This window comes from Blautia sp. SC05B48, assembly GCF_005848555.1.
In the GTDB taxonomy this organism is placed as follows: domain Bacteria; phylum Bacillota; class Clostridia; order Lachnospirales; family Lachnospiraceae; genus Blautia_A.
Window position 1 is genome coordinate 485,525 of record NZ_CP040518.1, and the last position, 20,338, is coordinate 505,862.

General features: G+C 45.1%; 16 protein-coding genes. 4 read left to right on the forward strand and 12 right to left on the reverse strand.

Annotated elements, in window-relative coordinates; translation table 11 throughout:
- Nucleotides 1–20: 20 nt before the first annotated feature.
- Both EYS05_RS02165 and trpE read right to left on the reverse strand, forming a co-directional pair.
- The gene (locus EYS05_RS02165) at nucleotides 21–599 is read right to left on the reverse strand and encodes an anthranilate synthase component II (protein WP_138276491.1); all 579 of its coding nucleotides are present in this window, start codon (nucleotides 597–599) and stop codon (nucleotides 21–23) included.
- A complete protein-coding gene (gene trpE / locus EYS05_RS02170) occupies nucleotides 596–2,083 on the reverse strand; it encodes an anthranilate synthase component I (RefSeq protein ID WP_138276492.1) in 1,488 nt (495 codons plus the stop codon). The genes EYS05_RS02165 and trpE overlap by 4 nt, the downstream gene beginning before the upstream one ends.
- A gap of 515 nt (nucleotides 2,084–2,598) precedes the next feature.
- On the opposite strand from trpE, the gene EYS05_RS02180 reads away from it, so the two are divergent.
- Nucleotides 2,599–3,276, forward strand: coding sequence for a GTP pyrophosphokinase (locus EYS05_RS02180; RefSeq protein ID WP_138276493.1), 678 nt, complete (start codon nucleotides 2,599–2,601; stop codon nucleotides 3,274–3,276).
- Between the two features lie 16 nt (nucleotides 3,277–3,292).
- Here EYS05_RS02180 and EYS05_RS02185 read toward each other — a convergent pair whose 3' ends face one another.
- The 5 genes from EYS05_RS02185 to EYS05_RS02205 all read right to left on the reverse strand — a co-directional run bounded on the left by EYS05_RS02185 (nucleotide 3,293) and on the right by EYS05_RS02205 (nucleotide 9,166).
- The gene (locus EYS05_RS02185; RefSeq protein ID WP_138276494.1) at nucleotides 3,293–4,276 is read right to left on the reverse strand and encodes an AraC family transcriptional regulator; all 984 of its coding nucleotides are present in this window, start codon (nucleotides 4,274–4,276) and stop codon (nucleotides 3,293–3,295) included.
- Nucleotides 4,277–4,490: 214 nt separating this feature from the next.
- Nucleotides 4,491–5,558, reverse strand: coding sequence for a substrate-binding domain-containing protein (locus tag EYS05_RS02190; RefSeq protein ID WP_138276495.1), 1,068 nt, complete (start codon nucleotides 5,556–5,558; stop codon nucleotides 4,491–4,493).
- Between the two features lie 99 nt (nucleotides 5,559–5,657).
- Nucleotides 5,658–6,665 carry an ABC transporter permease gene (locus EYS05_RS02195; protein ID WP_138276496.1) on the reverse strand — a complete coding sequence of 336 codons (1,008 nt, stop codon included), beginning with the start codon at nucleotides 6,663–6,665 and terminating at the stop codon, nucleotides 5,658–5,660.
- A 3-nt stretch (nucleotides 6,666–6,668) separates the two neighbouring features.
- Nucleotides 6,669–7,661, reverse strand: coding sequence for an ABC transporter permease (locus tag EYS05_RS02200; RefSeq protein WP_059086065.1), 993 nt, complete (start codon nucleotides 7,659–7,661; stop codon nucleotides 6,669–6,671).
- Nucleotides 7,661–9,166, reverse strand: coding sequence for a sugar ABC transporter ATP-binding protein (locus EYS05_RS02205; RefSeq protein ID WP_118512974.1), 1,506 nt, complete (start codon nucleotides 9,164–9,166; stop codon nucleotides 7,661–7,663). The genes EYS05_RS02200 and EYS05_RS02205 overlap by 1 nt, the downstream gene beginning before the upstream one ends.
- Before the next feature lie 265 nt (nucleotides 9,167–9,431).
- On the opposite strand from EYS05_RS02205, the gene EYS05_RS02210 reads away from it, so the two are divergent.
- The 3 genes from EYS05_RS02210 to EYS05_RS02220 are packed head-to-tail and all read left to right on the forward strand — an operon-like array spanning nucleotide 9,432 to nucleotide 13,248.
- Entirely contained in the window at nucleotides 9,432–10,997 is a 1,566-nt protein-coding gene (locus EYS05_RS02210) for a response regulator transcription factor (protein WP_138276497.1), read from the forward strand.
- Complete coding sequence (locus EYS05_RS02215; RefSeq protein WP_138276498.1) at nucleotides 10,994–12,817, forward strand: sensor histidine kinase; 1,824 nt, start codon at nucleotides 10,994–10,996, stop codon at nucleotides 12,815–12,817. The genes EYS05_RS02210 and EYS05_RS02215 overlap by 4 nt, the downstream gene beginning before the upstream one ends.
- Nucleotides 12,818–12,864: 47 nt before the next feature.
- Entirely contained in the window at nucleotides 12,865–13,248 is a 384-nt protein-coding gene (locus EYS05_RS02220; RefSeq protein ID WP_138276499.1) for a DUF3783 domain-containing protein, read from the forward strand.
- Between the two features lie 146 nt (nucleotides 13,249–13,394).
- On the opposite strand, the gene EYS05_RS02225 is transcribed toward EYS05_RS02220, so the two are convergent.
- The 5 genes from EYS05_RS02225 to EYS05_RS02245 form a co-directional block, all read right to left on the reverse strand.
- Nucleotides 13,395–14,813: an arabinose isomerase gene (locus tag EYS05_RS02225; RefSeq protein ID WP_138276500.1), complete on the reverse strand. Its 1,419-nt coding sequence runs from the start codon at nucleotides 14,811–14,813 to the stop codon at nucleotides 13,395–13,397.
- A gap of 18 nt (nucleotides 14,814–14,831) precedes the next feature.
- Entirely contained in the window at nucleotides 14,832–16,235 is a 1,404-nt protein-coding gene (gene rhaB / locus EYS05_RS02230; RefSeq protein ID WP_138276501.1) for a rhamnulokinase, read from the reverse strand.
- 266 nt (nucleotides 16,236–16,501) lie between these two features.
- Nucleotides 16,502–17,671: a substrate-binding domain-containing protein gene (locus tag EYS05_RS02235; protein WP_118625001.1), complete on the reverse strand. Its 1,170-nt coding sequence runs from the start codon at nucleotides 17,669–17,671 to the stop codon at nucleotides 16,502–16,504.
- A 149-nt stretch (nucleotides 17,672–17,820) separates the two neighbouring features.
- Nucleotides 17,821–18,798 carry an ABC transporter permease gene (locus EYS05_RS02240; RefSeq protein WP_021977851.1) on the reverse strand — a complete coding sequence of 326 codons (978 nt, stop codon included), beginning with the start codon at nucleotides 18,796–18,798 and terminating at the stop codon, nucleotides 17,821–17,823.
- A gap of 11 nt (nucleotides 18,799–18,809) precedes the next feature.
- Nucleotides 18,810–20,321, reverse strand: a complete 1,512-nt coding sequence (locus tag EYS05_RS02245; protein ID WP_138276502.1) for a sugar ABC transporter ATP-binding protein — start codon at nucleotides 20,319–20,321, stop codon at nucleotides 18,810–18,812.
- Between the last annotated feature and the right edge of the window lie 17 nt (nucleotides 20,322–20,338).

Below are 20,338 nucleotides of genomic sequence, written 5' to 3' on the forward strand. Positions count from 1 at the left end.
ATGGATTGCTGTTCTCTGTCTTATCTGTCTCTGATAACCTTCATAAAGTTCTCGACCATTGTTTTTCCATCCGGTGTCATAACAGATTCCGGATGGAACTGTAATCCGAATATCGGATATTCTTTATGCTCCAGTGCCATCACCTCTCCGTCCTCAGACTCAGCGGTAACAACCAGTTCCTCCGGTAAGGTATCCCGGATAGCTGCCAGTGAGTGATATCTGGCTGCCGGAAAAGTTTCCGGAAGTCCTTCAAACATCCGGCTCTTTCCAACTTTATGTATCTCTTTCTGCTTTCCATGCATCAGCTCTTTTGCGTAGGATACTGTCCCTCCGAAGGCTTCACAGATGGACTGATGTCCAAGGCAGATACCCAGGATCGGCAGCTTGTTTTTGAAATATTTTATGGATTCAATACAGATTCCCGCATCCTCCGGTTTTCCCGGACCAGGGGAAAGAATCAATGCCTCCGGCTTCATGGCCTCCAGCTCTTTGATGGTCACTTCATCATTTCTTACCACTTTGATATCCGGCTCCACAGAACCGATTAGCTGGTAAACATTGTAGGAAAAGCTATCATAATTATCGATCAGTACTATCATTCCAGTCCCTCCTGTGCAGTTTCGATTGCCTGTACAACGGCTCTTGCCTTGTTGCAGCACTCCTGAAATTCACTTTCCGGAATACTGTCTGCTACGATCCCTGCTCCTGACCGGATACAGATCTCACCGTTTTTCTTATAAACCAGGCGAATGGCAATACAGGTATCCAGGTTTCCGGCAAAATCCAGATATCCGATAGCACCGCCGTAAATGCCTCGCTTGATCTGTTCCAGTTCCTGGATGATCTGGCAGGCACGGAATTTCGGTGCTCCGGAAAGTGTTCCTGCCGGAAGGATGGCATCCACTGCATCCACCGCATCCCTGTCATCCCGGATCTGGCCGGTAACTGTGGAACCAATATGCATCACATGAGAAAAACGCTCGATGCACATATATTTTTCTACATTCACAGTACCGATCTTACTGATCTTTCCGATATCATTTCGACCAAGATCCACCAGCATGTTATGCTCGGCACATTCCTTCTCATCAGCCAGGAGTCCTTTTTCCAGCGCCAGGTCCTCTTCTTTTGTCTTGCCTCTTGGTCTTGTTCCTGCAAGCGGGAAGGTACTTAATTCTGTTCCTGCAAGCCTGGCAAGTGTTTCCGGGGAGGCTCCTGCAATCTCAATATCATCACTGGAAAAATAAAACATATACGGCGAAGGATTGGTAGCCCTAAGAACACGGTATGTATCAAACAGACTTCCCTCTGCTTTCGCTCGCATCGGATTGGAGAGCACCACCTGGAAAATATCTCCTTCGTGGATGTAATGCTTCGCTTTCTCAACCATCTCACAGTATTTTGCTTTCGGGAACTGCGGCTCAATGGAAGATTTCAGTTTCAAAGACGGAAATTCCTTCTGTTTTCCGTTTCGGATCAGATCTGTCATCTCTTCTAATTTTGCTTCCGCCTTCTGATAGGAATTTTCCAGATCATCCGTCATCACCCCGGTGATCAGAAGCACCTTCTGTCTGTAATGGTCAAAGGCGATCACCTGGTCAAAAAGCATCAGATCCATGTCCCGAAAATCCTGTACTGTCTCGTCGGTAAGCTTCAACTTCGGCTCGCTGTACTTAATATAATCGTAGGAAAAATATCCTACCAGACCTCCGGTAAAGGTCGGCATATTTTCCAGCACCGGGCTTTTGTATTCTTTCAGGATCTCCCGAATAGCATCTCCCGGATGCTTCACCTGCTGTACGGTTTTTTCTTCCGTTCCGTCCTCATGGATCCTGCGGATCTGAAGCTTTCCGTCTGTACAGGTGATCTCCATGGATGGCTCATATCCCAGGAAGGAATAGCGTCCCCATACCTCTGTCTGGCTGGCACTTTCCAGAAGATAGCAATGTCTGCTGGCTGTGCGTAAGGTCTTCATGACTTCTACGGGTGTATAGCGGTCGGAATACAGCTCTCTGCATACAGGGATTCGCCGGTATTCGCCTGACTGTGCGAGTTCTTTGATTTTTTCTAATGTTGGATACATATACAGGCCCTCCTGAGTTTTTCATTCCTTACCGGAGGACGGGACATTCGTGATCTGCATTCGCTGCTTGCTCATAAAATCAAGAAAAGCCCGTCTCCGACAGAATCTGGTTCTGTCAGGGACGAGCTCTAAATTCAAAATCACCCGCGGTGCCACCCTGATTCACGGTCTGACCCGTGCACTTGGCGGAATACCTTCATATTCCCGGCAACTGACGTATGCCCTCACGTCACAGAATACTTGATACCCGAAAATATCTTTCCCTGTGCCCTCTGCGGTCCATTTGATAAACTGCCTCTCGACCCGGCTCTCACCCTCCCGGACTCTCTGTGCGCGCATGAATATCTTTATCTCCGCTTCAACGGTTTAGTGGTTTACTCAATTAAATTTTTTCTATAAAATAGCACAGCTTTTCTGATATGTCAATACAAAAGTTGAAAAAAATATCATTTTGTTCTATAATTGTATAAAAGTAATTGTTATAAATGTCACATGGAAAGGACCAGAAAAACACTATGGCAGAAAGAAATACAAACACCTGGCTGGATACCTCCGATCCACAGGTTTTTATCAAAAATTCCGCAAAATTTAATGATTTAATGATGATGTATCGATGTACGGTCCGTGAGGTACGCACCAAGCTGGAAGTCCTCAACGATGAATTTTCATTGGAATATAAACGTAACCCGATCTCCTTCATCAAGACAAGGATCAAAAAGCCGGAAAGCATTTACAAAAAGCTCAAAAGGCTCGGCTATGAGTTTACTGCGGAGAATATTCAGAATCAACTGAATGACGTGGCAGGCATCCGTGTTGTCTGTGCTTTTATCGATGATATCTACACCATTGCAGACCTGATCACCAAGCAGGATGACATTACCGTCATTCAGGTAAAGGACTATATCAAAAATCCAAAACCAAACGGCTACCGCAGTTATCACATGATTGTGGAAATCCCTGTATTCTTCTCCAAGGGAAAAACTCCCATGCGTGCGGAAATCCAGATCCGTACCAATGGAATGGATTTCTGGGCTACTCTGGAACATCAGCTGCGTTACAAACAGAATATCGAAGAAATGGACGGTTATGAGGAAGTCAGCAATGAGCTGCTGAACTGCGCTCGCGCTGTGATCGATATGGATAACGAAATGCAGCGGATCAAAAACAAGATCGGACAATTCCATGATATTTAAAAAACAGGTGAGGCTGTTACAGCCTCACCTGTTCTTTCTCACTGTTTTTCACCCGGAACGCCCGCGGTGTCATGTGATAATGTTCCTTGAATACCCGATGAAAATAACTGTTATTTTCATAGCCTACAGCTGCAATGATGTCACTGACAGGCAGATCTGTTTCACACATCAGCTCTACAGCTTTATTCAATCTCTTTCTCTGAAGCAGCTCCTTGAAATTAAATCCTGTCGTTTTCTTGATCATTTTGCTTAAAACATGCATAGGCAGGTGAAGTCGGCTACACAGCTCAGTCAAGGTAGCAGTCCGATATTTCTGCTCAATGTAATCCAGTGTTGTCATAGAGATCATATTTTCGTACTGATTGGGCAGACGCATCTCCACATACTGCACCGCTTCTATCAGATACATGAATATCAGGCCCATTGTGGTCTGATTGATCCGCTCTCTGTTCTCCTCACCGTTTACAAGAGAATAGATGATATTTTCCAGAAGATTCTGGATCTGCAGCACTTCCGCAACCTTAAAATGAAGATATTCCCCACGCTCTTCATCCTGACGCAGGACATTCACCAGAAAATCTGCCAGCATATTATCATTGCCCGCCATGGAATAGGCCACATCAAAAAACTCCGGCAGCACCATAAAATTGATCGCAATATCATTCTGTCCCGCTTTCAGAATCTCATGCTTCGTAAACTGATTGAGAAAAAGCAGCTCACCTTTGTTAACTATGACTTTTTTTCCGTCAATGATATTCGTCAGAGATCCCTCACACACATACAGCACTTCCACAAAATTATGCCTGTGCGCCGGAAAATACACAAAACGGGTGTGTGTACGCACAGCGATCAGCCTGCCTTCTTTCAGCATCTTACGGCTGTCCACGGTAAAGTCCCGACCGGATGTGTAGAGATCTCTATCCACCTCTGCTTCTCCATCCAGGATTTTTCTCTCTTCCTCTGTGATCTTTCTCAGCTGATCCAGTAATGCCTGCTGCATGTGTTTTGCTCCTTCATCTGTTCATGGTTTTCTATTCTGCTGTCCTCATTTTAACACCGCAGCCATAAGAGTACAACCAGAATCAAAAGACTGAAATTTTTTCGGAAACCTTCTATACACCAAATTCAAATATACGAAACAAGGCGGAGTCCAAAGACTCCGCCTTGTCCCGAAAGGATTTATCATATGATTATACAGTCAATCTGAGGATTGATTAGTACAGCTTAGCCATCTCCTCGATGTTGCTTGTATCGAATTTCAGAGGTGCACCAAGAACAACCTCTGTACCGCCGTCATCTGCCTCTGTTACTGTGTAGTCACCAAGGTCACCAGCTGTGAACTTGTCATCTTTAGCACCTGTGATGTCGCCGTTGATCAGAGAGATTGTTGTGTAAGCACTGAGTTTTCCAAGGCCCTGCATATCCCACAGATAGAAGTATGGGCAGGAATGAGAATCATCATCACCTGTGTACTCCTGCATCTCAGATGGAAGTCCAAGTCCTGTCAGCTTGCAGGAAGATCCGTTATCCTGAAGATATTTAGCTGCTGCTGCGATACCAACTGTTGTAGGTGCGCAGATAACTTTCAGATCCTTATAGTTCTGAAGAAGAGCTGCTGTCTGGTCTGTGGATTTCTGTGGCTCATCATCACCGTATACAACGTCTACAAGCTCAAGCTTGCTGTATTTGTCGTCGCCTTCCATGATAGTCTTCATTGCATCGATCCATGCGTTCTGGTTAGCGGACTGAGATGTAGCGGAAAGGATAGCGAACTGTCCCTCACCACCGGAAATATCAAGAACTGCATCCATAAGTGCCTGAGCAACTTCTTTTGTACCAGCCTGGTTTACGAAAATCTCACGGCTGTCTTTGTTCGGTGCGGAGTCGAAGGAAGATACTTTGATTCCCTCATCCATAGCTTCCTCAAGCTTAGCCTGAAGAGCGTTAACATCGTTAGCGGAGATACAGATTGCATCGAAGTCCTGGGAAATCAGGTTGTCAAGAACCTTGATCTGTGCATCAGCTGTAGCTGTCTCAGGATAAACGACCTGAACCTCGCCACCTTCAGCCTCTACTGTCTCCTGGAAAGATTTCGCTGCGATCTCGAAGAATGCGTTACCGGCTGCTTTACCAACCAGAGCGATCTTTTTGCCTTTTGCGGAATCGCCAGCTGCTGCTTCTGTCTTAGTATCTTCGGATTTGTCATCTGCTGCAAGAACCGGGCAAACTGTACCAAGAACCATTGCTCCACAAAGGATTGCGCTAATTACCTTTTTTTTCATTGTTGTTCCTCCCTATAAGAATATAATTTTTTTATATGCTGCTGCCTCCGCTACACCAATGGAGGCAGCTAACAATCATATGAGTTTCAAAAGTGATATTTAGTTTTTCTTCATTGCGACTGCTTTTTTCACATCGCCGATGATATTCGGAAGAGCTACTGCTGCTACCAGAAGTACACCGATGATGAGAAGGATCACCTGTGCATTTACGTTCTTCTGTCCAAGGCCAACTCGTAAGCATACGATGATGAATGCAGAAATGATACCGCCGGCCAGGTTTCCTTTACCACCTGTGGAGGAGATACCTCCGAATACTGCCATTGCGATGGCATCCATCTCAAATCCGTTACCGGTCGTTGTGTTTGCACCGTAGGAAGAGGATACCAGGAACACTGCACAAAGTCCAGACATAAGCCCCATAATTGTATAGATGATGAAACGGATCTTCTCTACGTGGACACCTGCGTAATAAGCTGCCACACGGTTTGTTCCGATCGCATATGTACGGCGTCCGAATGTGCTCTTTCCAAGGAAGATTGCAAAGATCACACCAAGGATCAGTACCAGGAAAAGAATATATGGAACATTTCCAACCTTTCCACCGATGGCACGGAAGCCGTCTGTGTTTGTGATTGCAATACTTCCGCCGGCTCCAAGTGTTACCTCAGCGATACCACGGAAGATGATCTGTGTTGCCAGTGTTACGATCATTGGAGGCAGCTCCTTGAAACGGGTAAGGATAAATCCGTTAACCGCACCACAGAGGGCACCAACAACCAGTGCTGTAAGTACTACTACAATGAACGGAGCGTTTGTGTTGCAGACCATACAGCTTAAGGTAGCGGAGAGACACACGATCGCACCTACGGAAATATCGATCTCGCCTAATACCAGGATGTACGCCATCGGGAACATCATGAATACCTCTGCAAGGTAAACCGGCATCTGACGAAGAACACTCTTCATATTATAAAACTCAGAAAATGATGCGCAGAAAATATTTACCAGGATAAAGAGAATGACCAGGATGCCTTCCCAACTGAATATGATGTGTTTCATCGGATTTTCCGGCACATTGTTAATACTTCTTCCAGATTTTCCAGCCATGATTTACATCTCCCTTCCCTTTAATGCGTTTTTATCTGCGATTCTCTGCAGAACAACGTTGATCACAACTACTACCAGGATGATAACACCCTTGATCATGTTCTGCCACAGTGAACTGATACCTACAAGCGGAAGAGCTTTTGCGATCGTTGCAAGGATAATGGAACCGAGGAATGCACCTACTACGGTTCCACGTCCACCACTCATGCTTACACCACCGATAACGCAGGCTGCGATAACATCCATCTCACCGCCGTACTGCATATCAGGCATTGCAGAAGCATAAACAGATACCTGAAGTGCTCCGCCAAGACCTGCGAGGAATCCCATGATCACATATACAAGAAGGTTGATATTCTTTGCATTGATACCGGAAACCTGTGCTGCGCTTGCATTACTTCCTACTGCGTAGATCCTTCGTCCCGTTCTTGTCCATTTCATAAAGAAGAAGAATACCACGTAGCATACGATGATCACCCAGATAACCTTGTTGATGCCAAGGAAGCTGGTTGTTGCAAAATTCTTAAACTCACCGAGAGCTGCGGCACTTGCCCATTCACCACCGTGGGAAACAAGATAACCCATTGCTCTGTAGATGTACATAAAGCCCATGGTTGCAATGATAGGCGGAACGTTTGCTCTTGAGATCACAAGACCTACAACCAGTCCGCAGGCAATACCGATCGCCATTGCAATGATGAAAGCAAGTAATGTACTTGTAATATGTCCATATTTCAGGAGCATACCGATGGACATACCGGAAAGTGCCAGAGTTGACATGATGGAAATATCGATTCCGCCTACCAGCATGACACACAGCATACCAAGTGACATTACCATTGTTACTGCATTATTTTTCAGCATCTCCATGAGTGACTTCGGCGTAAGGAATGACGGGCTGATCACTGTGACAACGGCAAACAGCACGACCACGATAATTGCCAGCAGAGCCTCTCGGGAGCCTGTAATCTTCTTGATAACAGATTTCTTTTCCATTATTTAGTCCCCTTTCCAGTGCTCTTTTCCATGGACAGCTCAAGGATTCCTTCCTGTGTTGCCTCTCCTCTGTTCAGTTCTCCTGTCTTACGGCCATTACACATAACGATGATACGGTCTGCCATACCCAGGATCTCCGGCATCTCGGAAGAAATCAGGATAATCGCATAGCCCTTCTTCGCAAGATCTCCCATGATCGCATAGATCTCGGCTTTTGCACCAACATCGACACCCTTTGTCGGCTCATCCATGATAACGACCTTCATTTCCTGAGCAAGTGCCTTGGCAACAACAACCTTCTGCTGGTTACCACCGGACAGTGAACTTGCAGGCTGGAAAATATCAACAGCCTTGGTATCTACTTCTTCAAGAAGCTTCTTGGAAAGCTCTCTTTCTGCTTTCTCGTCATTGAATCCGGATTTTGCATATTTGCTGATGATCGGAAGTGTTACGTTTCTTCCAAGTCCCCAGCTCATGACAAGGCCCTGCTTCTGTCTGTCCTCAGGAAGAAGGATAATACCTTTTTCCATTGCTTCGGAAGGAGTCTTGATATAAACCTCTTTTCCCTCAAGGAAAACCTTTCCTTCGTCCGGACGGGTGATTCCACAGACAGCTTCCATAACCTCTGTACGTCCTGCACCAACCAGACCTGTAAGACCTACGATCTCGCCTGCATGTACATTGAAAGAAACATCCTTGAAAAATCCTGTTCTGGAAAGATGTTCGATACGGAGCATCTCATCTCCCAACTCAACTTCCGGTTTCGGGAACAGATCATTGATCTCACGGCCAACCATTGCCTTGATCAGATCTGCGTTTGTGATTCCATCTACATCATAGGTTCCAATGTACTGGGAATCACGGAATACGGTAACTCTGGAAGCCAGACGGTACATATCTTCGAAACGATGGGAGATAAAGATAATGGAAACACCATTCTCTTTCAGCTTGTCAACCAGTGTGTAAAGCTTCTCGGACTCGTTTCTGGTAAGTGCTGCTGTAGGCTCATCCAGAATGATGATCTTTGCATTTGTGGAAAGTGCTTTGGCGATCTCAACCATCTGCTGCTGTGCAACAGAAAGAGTTCCCATCTCAGCGGTTGCATCAAAATCTGCATCCAGCTCACCTAAGTACTTGTTCGCCTCCTGATTCATCTCTTTCCACTGGATCATATGATGTTTGATGATCTCGTGACCCATAAAAATATTTTCTGCAACTGTAAGGTGCGGATATGATGTCGGATGCTGATATACGGCTGCAATACCTGCCTCCTGAGCATCCTTCGGACCCTTGAAGTCAACCTTCTGTCCGTTCAGGAACATCTCACCTTCTTCTGCTTTATGTACTCCGGTAATAACCTTGATAAACGTAGATTTACCAGCACCATTCTCACCCATCAGCGCGTGAACCTCACCAGGCTTGAGCTGGAACTGTACATTATTCAGAGCTTTGACACCGGGGAATATCTTCGTAATACCTTTTAATTCAAGAACATATTCTGACACGGCTCTTTCTCCTCCCTTTCCTTTGATCTGATTATATTCTATCATCCGGCCCACAGGCTGATAATGGGAATATTTTTGGATAAGGGTAAAATATTATTCTTTTCCCTGTAAAATATTACTCATAAACCATTATCCCATTCTCGTATTTCTATATACTTTATGCTATAATGATAACGCTGACGTTACAGTTTTCTGGGAATATAAACAGAACTGTAAACGTCCGATTTACAAAGCTATGAAGCTATGCTCGATTGGAGAACTGTATATGAAATTACTGATCGTTGATGACGAAGAACTTACGCGTACCGGGCTGATCTCATCTATCGACTGGGATTCTCTGGGGATCACCGAGATCCTTCAGGCAGACGATGGTGTGAACGGACTGGAAATGGCCAAACTGTATAAACCGGAGATCATTCTCTGCGATGTACGGATGCCACGGATGACCGGCATTGCCATGCTGGAACGTCTGGAAAAATTCCTGCCGGACAGTATCCCTATCTTTATGAGCGGATATTCTGACAAAGAGTATCTGAAAGCTGCCATCAAACTAAAAGCCATCAATTACATCGAAAAGCCTCTGCATCCCGAGGAAGTACAGGCTGCAGTTCTGGAAGCGCAGACTCTTTACAAACAAAAGCTCCGCTCCCATCGTGGCGAAGCGATCCATTCCCAGGAAATCGCCACCCGGCTGGCACAACAGCTGACTCTTCCACCTTCCGATAACAACAAAATTGCAGCTCTCTGTCTGGAGCTGGGACAGTCGGAACTTCTTGAGAACGGCATGAATTTTACCTCTGTGATCGTGAAGCTCAATGGATCTGTGGAGGCCTCCGGCATTTTCCTGGAAGATCTCCAGAACGACATTTCCCGTTTTCTGGAGCATTACCATCTGAAATGTCTTTTTGCGGAAAAAAGGGTTCAGTATCTGGTTCACCATATATATGGAAGAAATGCACTTTCCCCGACTACCCTTTCCGCAGTGGGAAGCTATATTTCCAGACAATATGACACCTGCGGAAAGCATCTGATCGCAGCCGGAAATACCGTAACGGATATTTTCAGGGTTTATCAGTCCTACGCTTCTGCCGTGATCCTTCTGCAGAACTGTTTTTTCTTTCCGGAAAAAACATTTCTGACGGAAAATGCCATCCGCCGGCTTTCCCCGAAGGGACCGGTTCCGGATTTCCTGCAGTCACCGGAAAATACTTTTTCCAAATATCTCCTGGCCGGAGAAGAAGAACACTGTTCTCAGTTTCTTGATGAGCTTTTCCGGTATTACAGCTGCAATCACACATTTATGCCCAACCAGATCCGTGATCTTTATTACCAGCTGTTTAATACACTTTCGGCTTCCCGTAAAAAAAATCAGCTGGAAACCGAACTTCATGAAAAGCAGGATCTGATTGTGGATACGTTAAACAACGCCTTCACCTACGAAGAGCTTCACAAAGCTCTGAAAGAAAAAACCGCCCAGTATTTTGAAGATGCGAAAAATTCCCAGCCGGAAAATTCCACGATCTTTATGATCAAGGATTATATCAGCCGGAACTATATGAACGATACACTTTCCGTAAAAGATATCAGCGGCCATGTATACCTTTCCGCATCTTATGTATGCACTTTTTTCAAAAGTGAGACCGGACAGACTCTCAATCAATATCTGACAGAATACCGAATGGAAAAGGCCAAGCAGCTGCTTTCCGATCCCAGATACAAGATTTCCGAGATTTCTTCCAAGGTAGGCTATACGGATGGTAATTACTTCGGAAAAAGCTTCAAAAAATACTCCGGCTTTTCCCCGTCTGAATACCGGGAGAAAATGTCATGAGGGCCCTCTGGCGCCGTTTCAAAAACGGCTACCTGAATTTAAACCTGCAGACAAAATTCACCATTGCGCTGATCAGCATTGTGGTAGTTCCTGCATGTCTTATCGCCTTTCTTTTTTATGGGCGACTTTATAGCATGGTGGTTTCCAATACCATCCGGCAGGAACAGGATGCCTCCGCAAAAACTGCACCTCTGATCGAACGGACTATGGATACGATTCTCGCTACTACCCGTAATATTACAGGACAGAATTTTTTTCAGGAACTTTTTTATATGCCGGTCAGCGATTCAGCAGAACAGCTTGCAGCATCTAACCATGCCACTGATTTTAAAAATGCCGTTCAGCGTCTGACCACCGATTCCATTGTTACCGATGTACAGATCTATGTGGATTTTCCTGATGATCTGAAGGCACTGGATACTTATCCCAACACTGAGAATATCCTTGCCCCCTTAAGTCAGGCGAAAGGTACCTACTGGTACGGTATCTTTCAGGGAAACCGTAACACCCAGGAAATGTTCTGTCCTTCCTTCTATCTTGGTCCCAGGGAAAAAAAGAATTATGGTGATATGGCATATATTTGTCCTTTGAGCCTTTATTATCACTCCACTGCTTATAAGGCTTATCTGGCAGTGTATTATTCTGATGACAAGCTTACTTCCATTCTTTCCGACAATCTATCTCTGGAGGGAAGTGTTTCATATATTGTAAACGAACGTGATGCCATTGTTGCTACCTCAGATCTGTCATTATCCGGAATCTACCAACTGGATTACGACACCATCAAGGCTTCCTTTATGTCTTCCAATAACTTCATTGAACGGAACATTCTGGACACAAAGGTTTATGCCGGTTTTTACAGTATTTCCAATACGGACTGGTTTATGGTGACGGTCCTGCCTTCCCCGCCGCTGATACATGAGAGCAACCGGCTGATGATCCAGATCGTACTGATCTATGCAGTTTTTCTGGTTCTGGCACTTATTTTTGCCAATGTACTGGCTCATTCCATTACCGGAAGACTTTCTTCTGTGATCCGGCAGATGCAGACCGTCCGCCACGGCCCGCCTACTCCTATGGAAAGTCCACAGGCACATGATGAGATCGGTAATCTTATCGATACCTACAACTATATGACTCGAAAAATGGAAGAACTGATGGAGAAGCAGGCTAAGGCTGCCGAAGATCTCCGGATCGCAGAATTCAATTCCCTCCAGGCACAGATCAATCCACATTTTCTTTATAACACCATGGATATGATCAACTGGATGGCACTGCAGGGACAGACCGATGAGATCAGTCACGCAGTACAAAGCCTTTCCCGTTTTTATAAGCTGACCCTGAGCCGCAAAAAGGGAATCTCTACCATTGCAAGGGAGCTGGAGCATGTAACCATCTACGTGCAACTCCAGAATATGCGCTACCATGACAGCATTGAGCTGATCACGGATATCCCGGATGAGCTTTCAGAATACCAGATTCCGAAACTGACTCTTCAGCCTGTTGTGGAAAATTCCATTCTCCACGGGATCCTGGAAAAAGAATCAAAATCCGGAACTATTGTTATTACCGGATGGATGGAAAATGAGGATGTTGTTCTTCTGATTTCTGATGACGGTGTTGGGATTTCGCCAGAAATCCTGTCAACTATCCTTTCCGGAAAGGGAAAAAGCCAGTCCGGAGGCACAAATATCGCAGTTTATAATACCCACCGGAGGCTCCAGATTCTCTATGGAACTGATTACGGACTTACTTATTCCAGCAAGCCTGGAGAGGGTACGGAGGTTGAAATCCGGTTCCCTGCACATCGTGAAAAGTAACTTACGTTCCACAAAAATCTTTACACAGAAAAGAGGTATAACACTATATGAATACACAGCCGACAGCACTTTTATATAATTTCAAGGATCCAGAACGGCTTCGCCATATCCGCCGCTATCTGAACCGACAGAAGGTTAAGACACGGATTGTCACAGCACCGGAATTTCTTCATCCGCTTGGATATCTTTTTGAGATTCCGGGATTTCATCCCTCCTCCCAGTTTAATCTGGGAATCAATTTCAACGATGAAATGATCGTACTGAAGGATTTTTCCAGTGCACAGATGGATGGTTTTCTTGCTTTTTTCCGTGAAAACCAGCTCCCGCCTGTTGCACTGAAGGCCATGCTCACACCGGTAACTCAGCACTGGTCTTCCGTCCAGCTGCACGATGAGCTTCTCAAAGAGCACTCACTTATGCATAAAAAATAAATAAAAATCCAAAGCTTTGATCTGCCGAATCTGCCAGCTGCATTTCCGGCAGATTTTTTTATCTTATTTTTCCCACTGAAAAAGGAGACCGCTCCGCGCAGTCTCCTTTTTTGAATATGTTTTAGGTTAAATATATAAGAAAGAATTTATCTTGTCACGATATCTACCGGTACGTTAAAGATTTTTGCGACCTTCAGGATCGTATCGATGTGTCTTCCTGTAGCAGCTGCCATATGATGTGTCGGGCCAGCCTCGCTCCAGCGGTTAACAAACTCTCTTGCTCCGCATGTGAAGCGTGTTCTCATGTTTGTATCACCAAAGGAAAGAATCGGTCCCTCCTCGTTTACGCCCTCAGCTACAACGAATTTAAAGTTTCCGTCTTTATCCTGGGTGATCGCAAGGTATGTCACCGGACCTGTGTACGGATAGAACTGTGTCAGATATCCGCCGCCTGTTTTGCCATGGAATACTTTTACGATCTTCATGGTTGGCTTCTTGTCAGAGATGTCCGCGTCACCGCTTCCGGAATGTCCGATAATACAGATATCATCGTTGAAGTCGATGGAGTACATCTCAGAAAGCTGACCTGTACCGGAAATTGTCTTTAAGATACTCATTGCCATGGCAACCTTCATGTCACCCTCTACCGCACATGCAGTACCCTGTTTGATCAGCATGGAGAATGCCGGGATCAGCATACTGTCAAGGACACCGGCTTTACCCTGTGCAAATCCGTCGTAATGGGAAGCGATCATTCCAAGATGCTCGTCTTTTACCCATTTCTCAAAAGCAACAACGTATTTGGCCATATCCCATACTTTCTCGATCGTGCCGCCGCCCTCAATATCGAATGTATCAAGGATATCCTGTGCCTTTGCACGGATTGCTTCCTCGTCTGTGATATCATCAGCGATCGCCCACATCTTCTCCCAGTCAAACTGTTTTGTGTAGAGGAACATTCTGTTATAGAGGTTTGTCTCATCAATATACAGATCCATCATACCCGGATATGGTCTTCCGATCTGTGCAATGTTAGTTTCACGGAATCTTCTTCTTACCTGAGCAGCCTTGCACCAGTCTTCGATCTCAGCCTGAACTGACGGATCTCCGCCTTCTACAACGCCTGTGATAACCGCATGTCTCTTGCCTGCTCTCTCAAGGTCAGCAACTGCCTCGCCTACAGCACCGCATGCATAGCCTTCACCCAGCCAGGAGGCAATGTCAGTGTGCTCATAATCCAGCGCTTTCAATTTCTGAACGTTCACAAGAACGACCGGAACATCAAGATCACGGATTGCAGGAAGCATGTTGTAGGATGTTGCATAGGTCAGCATCTGAAGAAATACAAGATCAACATCTGCTGCACGGAATTTGTCCCCAGCTTCCATAGCCTGCTCTTTTGTGGTAACCATTCCACCGTCGATGATCTCTACTGTACCCGGAAGTGTTTTCTTGAACGCATCATACTGTGCTTCAAATTCCGGTACAAGAGACGGGAACTGCGGAAGGTATGCACCTAAAGCAATTGAAAATACACCAACTTTTGCCTTTGTGTTAACTAACATAATAAGACCTCCAATTATTTATGCTTTGTATACTTTGATACCGAAGGACTCATGGATGGTTGTACGAGCCTCCTCGATAGTTTTGAACTCCTCGGCCTTCAGCATCTGTGCTGTGATATTACCGATTGCAGTTGCCTCTCCAGGACCTGCATGGATTTCCTTCTTTGTAGCTTTTGCAGTCAGCTCATTTAAGTATCCTGCATTGGAACCACCGCCTACGATATGGATACGGCTGTAGGTTCTTCCTGTCATCTCCTCGATCTCCTTTGCGATCTTAGCGTAGCAATCTGCAAGACTTGTGTAGATAACTGTTGCGATCTCTCCAAGAGTTTCCGGAACCTGCTGTCCTGTTCTGCGGCAATAATCCTGAACCTCTTTTGTCATGTTCTCAGGAGAAAGGAAGCACTCGTCGTTTGCGTTTACTCTTGATGGGAAATCCTTAGCCTCCTCAGCCATCTCACAGATCTGTGCGAAGCTGTATGCGTCATCAAACTCGTGACGTACAGACTGGATCATCCAGAGACCCATGATGTTCTTCAGATAACGGAAACGTCCCGCATATCCACCCTCATTTGTGAAGTTCATCTCACAACTCTTCTCAGAGCAGTCTGCTTCTTTTCTCTCAATTCCCATCAGAGACCATGTGCCGGAGCTGATATAAATGAAATCGTCATCATTTGCCGGAACAGCCAGAACTGCAGATCCTGTGTCATGTGTAGCCGGTGCTACAACCTCAAGGTCAAAGCCAACTTCTTCTTTCACTGCGTCTGTTAAATGTCCGATGCTTGTGCTAGGCATGATCAGCTTCTGGAAAATCTTTCTCGGATATCCCAGCATATCGATCAGCTCATAATCCCAGTCCTTAGTTGTCGGGCATACAAGCTGTCCTGTGGTTGCCTCTGTGTATTCACAGGTTTTCTTTCCTGTAAGAAGGAAATGAAAATAATCCGGTACATGAAGAAGTGTCTCTGCCTGCTCCAGATACTCCGGATGTTTCTTCTTCACTGCCATCAGCTGATATACAGTGTTGTAGATTGCTTTCTGGATACCGGTTCTTGCATACAGATCCTTCAGAGAAATTGTCTTATAAACTTCCTCATCCATTCCCTCTGTACGATGATCACGATAACCTACAGTATTTCCAAGAACCTTATCATCTTTGTCAAGAAGTACAAAATCAACACCCCAGGTATCAACGCCCATGCTTACCGGAATCTTGCCGATCTCTTTACATTTTTTGAGACCATTTACGATCTCGGTGAAAAGACGGTCAAACTCCCAGCAGAGCTCTCCATCCTTCTTAACCATACCGTTCTCAAAACGATAGATTTCTTCCAGGATCATTTTTCCGTTTTCCATATGTCCCAGAATGTGACGTCCACTGGATGCTCCGATATCTACTGCTAAATAATATGTTGCCATTTTTAAATCCTCCTCAATATGTAAGCCTCTGATCACTTTCATATCTGATGTTGTATTTATCATACATCAGGATCCTTCCGGTGATAAGAACCTCTTTTGTCAAAAAAAGTGTCTTTATTTGCAAATAATACAGCGATTATTTATGAACTGCTACATTATTTGTTTAAAAAATCCGCTGACTGAATCAGCCAGCGGATCTCTTATTTCATACGTCCGTGAACGCAATCCGCGTTCATTATAACTTCACGATCTTATCAATTATATGATTAGTCATAAAGGTTAGGAGCAATATCCTCGTCTTCCATATTTGTTGCATCATACCAGTAACCGTCTGTAGGAACATCCTGAAGCTCCTGGCCGTTTGCTGCTGCTGTCAGAGCGTAGATTGCATAGTATCCCATCATAAGAGGAGACTGTGTAACAGCACCGATGAATGTGCCATCTTTAACAGCTGCTTTGATGATAGAACCAGCATCGAAACCAACACCAACTACATCACCGTTTGCCGGGTCAGAACCAAGAACGTTAAGGTTAGCATTTGCTGCAAGAACACCCTCTGCGGAAACCTGGTTAGAACCGAATACTGCGATACAGTTCTCCTGGGAAAGGATTGCCTGTGCCTCTGTGGAGCAGAGCTCTACAGTTGTCTGTGCAGGTACAGCTACCTGGATAACAACGTCTGCGTCTTTAGCGTCTGCGTCAGCACCCTCTGCTGCGTTTACATAGAACTCGTTGCCGCTTACTGCTACAGTCTTGCCATCAGCCTGAAGAAGCTCGATCATCTTGTTGATGAATCCTGTACCACGCTGCTGGATGTTCTGAGCTGTTGCATCCTGGTTAACCTCACCGATTACAACCTGTCCCTCAGCATCTTTAACAACGTCTTTAATGCTGTTGTACATATTCTCAGCTGCTACTGCACCAGCCTGTGCGTTGTCTGTACAAACCTCGCATACTACAGATCCTTCCGGAGCATCAGCGATACCTGTATCGAATGTTACAACCGGGATTCCTTTTTCTGCACATGTCTTAAGTGCATCTGTAACAGAAGATGTATCACAAGCTGCAAGTCCTAATCCAACAGGATTGGAAGCGATAGCTGTGTTGATCATGTTAACCTGGTCAGCGATATCGGACTCACTGTTCGGTCCCTGTGGTTTATAATCAACGCCCAGCTCCTTAGATGCTTTTTTCATACCTTCCTGAGCTGCATCCCAGTATGTGGACTGGAAAGATTTAACCATCATCGGGAACACATAAGCTTCGTTTGCTTTCAGTCCGTCAAACTGTGCGGTAGGATCCTCAGATGCTGTGGAATCTGCGGACTCCTCTGTTGCTGCATCTTCTTTCTCCTCAGCTGCAAAAGCTGCTGTTGCACTCATGCTTGTTACCATTGCTGCACAGAGCATTAATGCCATAACCTTTTTTGCTTTCATATAATATTTCCTCCTTAAAATATATTATATAGTTTTTTTATGTTCATACGCCATTGCTACCCCTTGGCGTTTCACATCTTTGATTATCGGATACTGTTCACATTTCTCTGTGAACAGCACCCTTGCTTATTGTACCACACTTCTTAATATTAGTGTGCTGCTTTTTTCTCTTTCAGGATATCGATCAGAACGGCTACGATCAGAACGATACCTGTGATGATCTGCTGCCAGTTTGCCTGCAGGCCGATGTATGGAAGACCTGTTTTCAGAAGCATGATGACGAAGATACCAACGAATGTACCGATTACGGAACCATATCCACCGGTAGCTGCTACACCACCAACGAATACACCACCGATAGCATCCATCTCAAGTCCGGCACCAGTACCAGGCTGTACAGTAGGTGTTACTGCTGCGTATGCGATTGCTGCAAGACCTGTAAACAGACCGCAGACAACGTATACCATTACGTGATAGAACTTTGTATTGATTCCGGAAAGGGCTGCTGCCTCTTTGTTGGAACCGATTGCAATTGTGTAACGACCAAATTTGGTGTGGTTCAGGATGTACTCCATAAGAAGAACCAGAATGATCATCCACAGGAAGCCGAGTGGATAACGTGAAGCACTTCTTCCTGTACCAACAGTTACTTTAAAGATTGTGTGGAACCATCCACCATCCTGTGTAAGTCCCGGCCAAGGTGTCGCACTGCAGAGAGATCCGGCACCACGGGTGATCATACAGGTACAAAGTGTTGCCAGGAACGGCGGCAGGTTCATAACACCGATCAGTACACCGTTCAGTGCACCGACTGCGATACCAAGAACAATACAGATCAGCATTGCCAGAGCTACCGGGCAATTGTTGTTTCTGATCAGTGTTCCGGCGATCAGTGCGTATGCTACCATACCAGTTCCGATTGACAGGTCAACACCACCAGTGATAAGCGGGAATGTAACTCCGATCGCCATAAGAAGATCGTAATATGAGAAATCCAGCATACTCAGGATCGTGGTGTACTGTCTGAATTCTTTACTCAAGCCTGAGAATATTGCACACAGGACAATGATAACGAGCAAAACAATAAATCTCTGATCACTTAAAATACTTTTTTTCTTCTTAGTCATGACTTTCCTCCTTAATCGATATTCCGTGTGGCCTTGTCCATGATGTTTTCCTGGGTTGCCTCGGAGATATCAATACATCCGGTAACTTTACCCTCACACATGATGATGATACGGTCACTCATTCGGAGAACTTCCGTCATCTCAGAAGAAATCATGATAATGGATTTGCCTTCTGCTGCCAGTCTGTTCATTAATTTGTAGATTTCGTTCTTGGCACCAACATCGATACCTCTTGTCGGCTCATCGAAAATAAGGATATCGCTGTCTCGTGTCAGCCATTTAGCAATAACAACCTTCTGCTGGTTACCACCGGAAAGGTTTACTACCAGCTGGTCTGTTGTAGGTGTCTTTGTTGCAAGCTCTTTTACATATTTCTCAGTAACTTCTTTTTCTTTTGCCTTATTAATGAAGAGACCACTTGTAAAGTTCTCCATTGTAGCAAGTGTTGTGTTCTCTGTTACAGATTTCTGTACGACAACACCGTATCTTCTTCTATCCTCTGACAGATAACCGATACCACATTTAACAGCATCCTGCGGGCTGTTGATGGTCACCTCATGAAGCTGACCGTCTTTACCCATAATGGAGATCTTACCACTCTGCTTCGGATCTGCTCCGAACAGTGCTCTGGCTGTTTCGGTACGTCCTGCCCCCATCAGTCCTGAGAAACCAAGGATCTCGCCTTTTCTCAGCTCAAAGCTTACATCCTGAACCATCTTGCCTGCATTCAGGTGCTCAACCTTAAGAACTACCGGTGCATCTGCCGGAACTGCACTCTCCTGCTTCGGATCTTCATAAATAACACGACCAACCATCATGTTGATGATATCTTCTTTTGTACTGTCTTTTGTGATGAGGGTTCCTACATAACCACCATCTCGCATGACTGTTACACGGTCTGTAATCGTTTTGATCTCATCCATACGGTGTGAGATATATACGATACCAAGATTTTTCTTACGAAGGTCACGGATGATCTCAAACAGATCCGCGATCTCTTTCTCGGTAAGCGCTGCAGAAGGCTCATCGAAGATGATAACCTCAGCTTTATGAGAGATTGCTTTTGCGATCTCACACATCTGCTGTTTTCCGACTGTCAGGTTTTTCATCTTTTCCTTTGGATTGATCTCAATGTTCAGATCCTGGAAAAGCTTTTTGGAATCCTCGATCATTTTCTTATCATCGATGGTAAAACCTTTTTTCGGCTCACGTCCGATGAAGATGTTCTGAGCAACGGTAAGATCACCTACCATGTTCAGCTCCTGATGTACGATTACAACGCCGGCATCCTGTGCCTCACGTGTATTGTGGAATTCTGTTTCCTGTCCTTTGTAAACAATGGAACCTGAATCCTTCTGATAAATACCGGTAAGAACCTTCATCAGTGTTGATTTACCGGCACCATTTTCTCCCATAAGTGCATGTACTTCGCCGCGTTTTACTTCGAAATTAACGTGATCCAGAGCATGAACTCCAGGAAAGGACTTATCAATGTCCTTCATAGTTAAAATAACTTCACCCATTGTCGCATCCTCCCTCT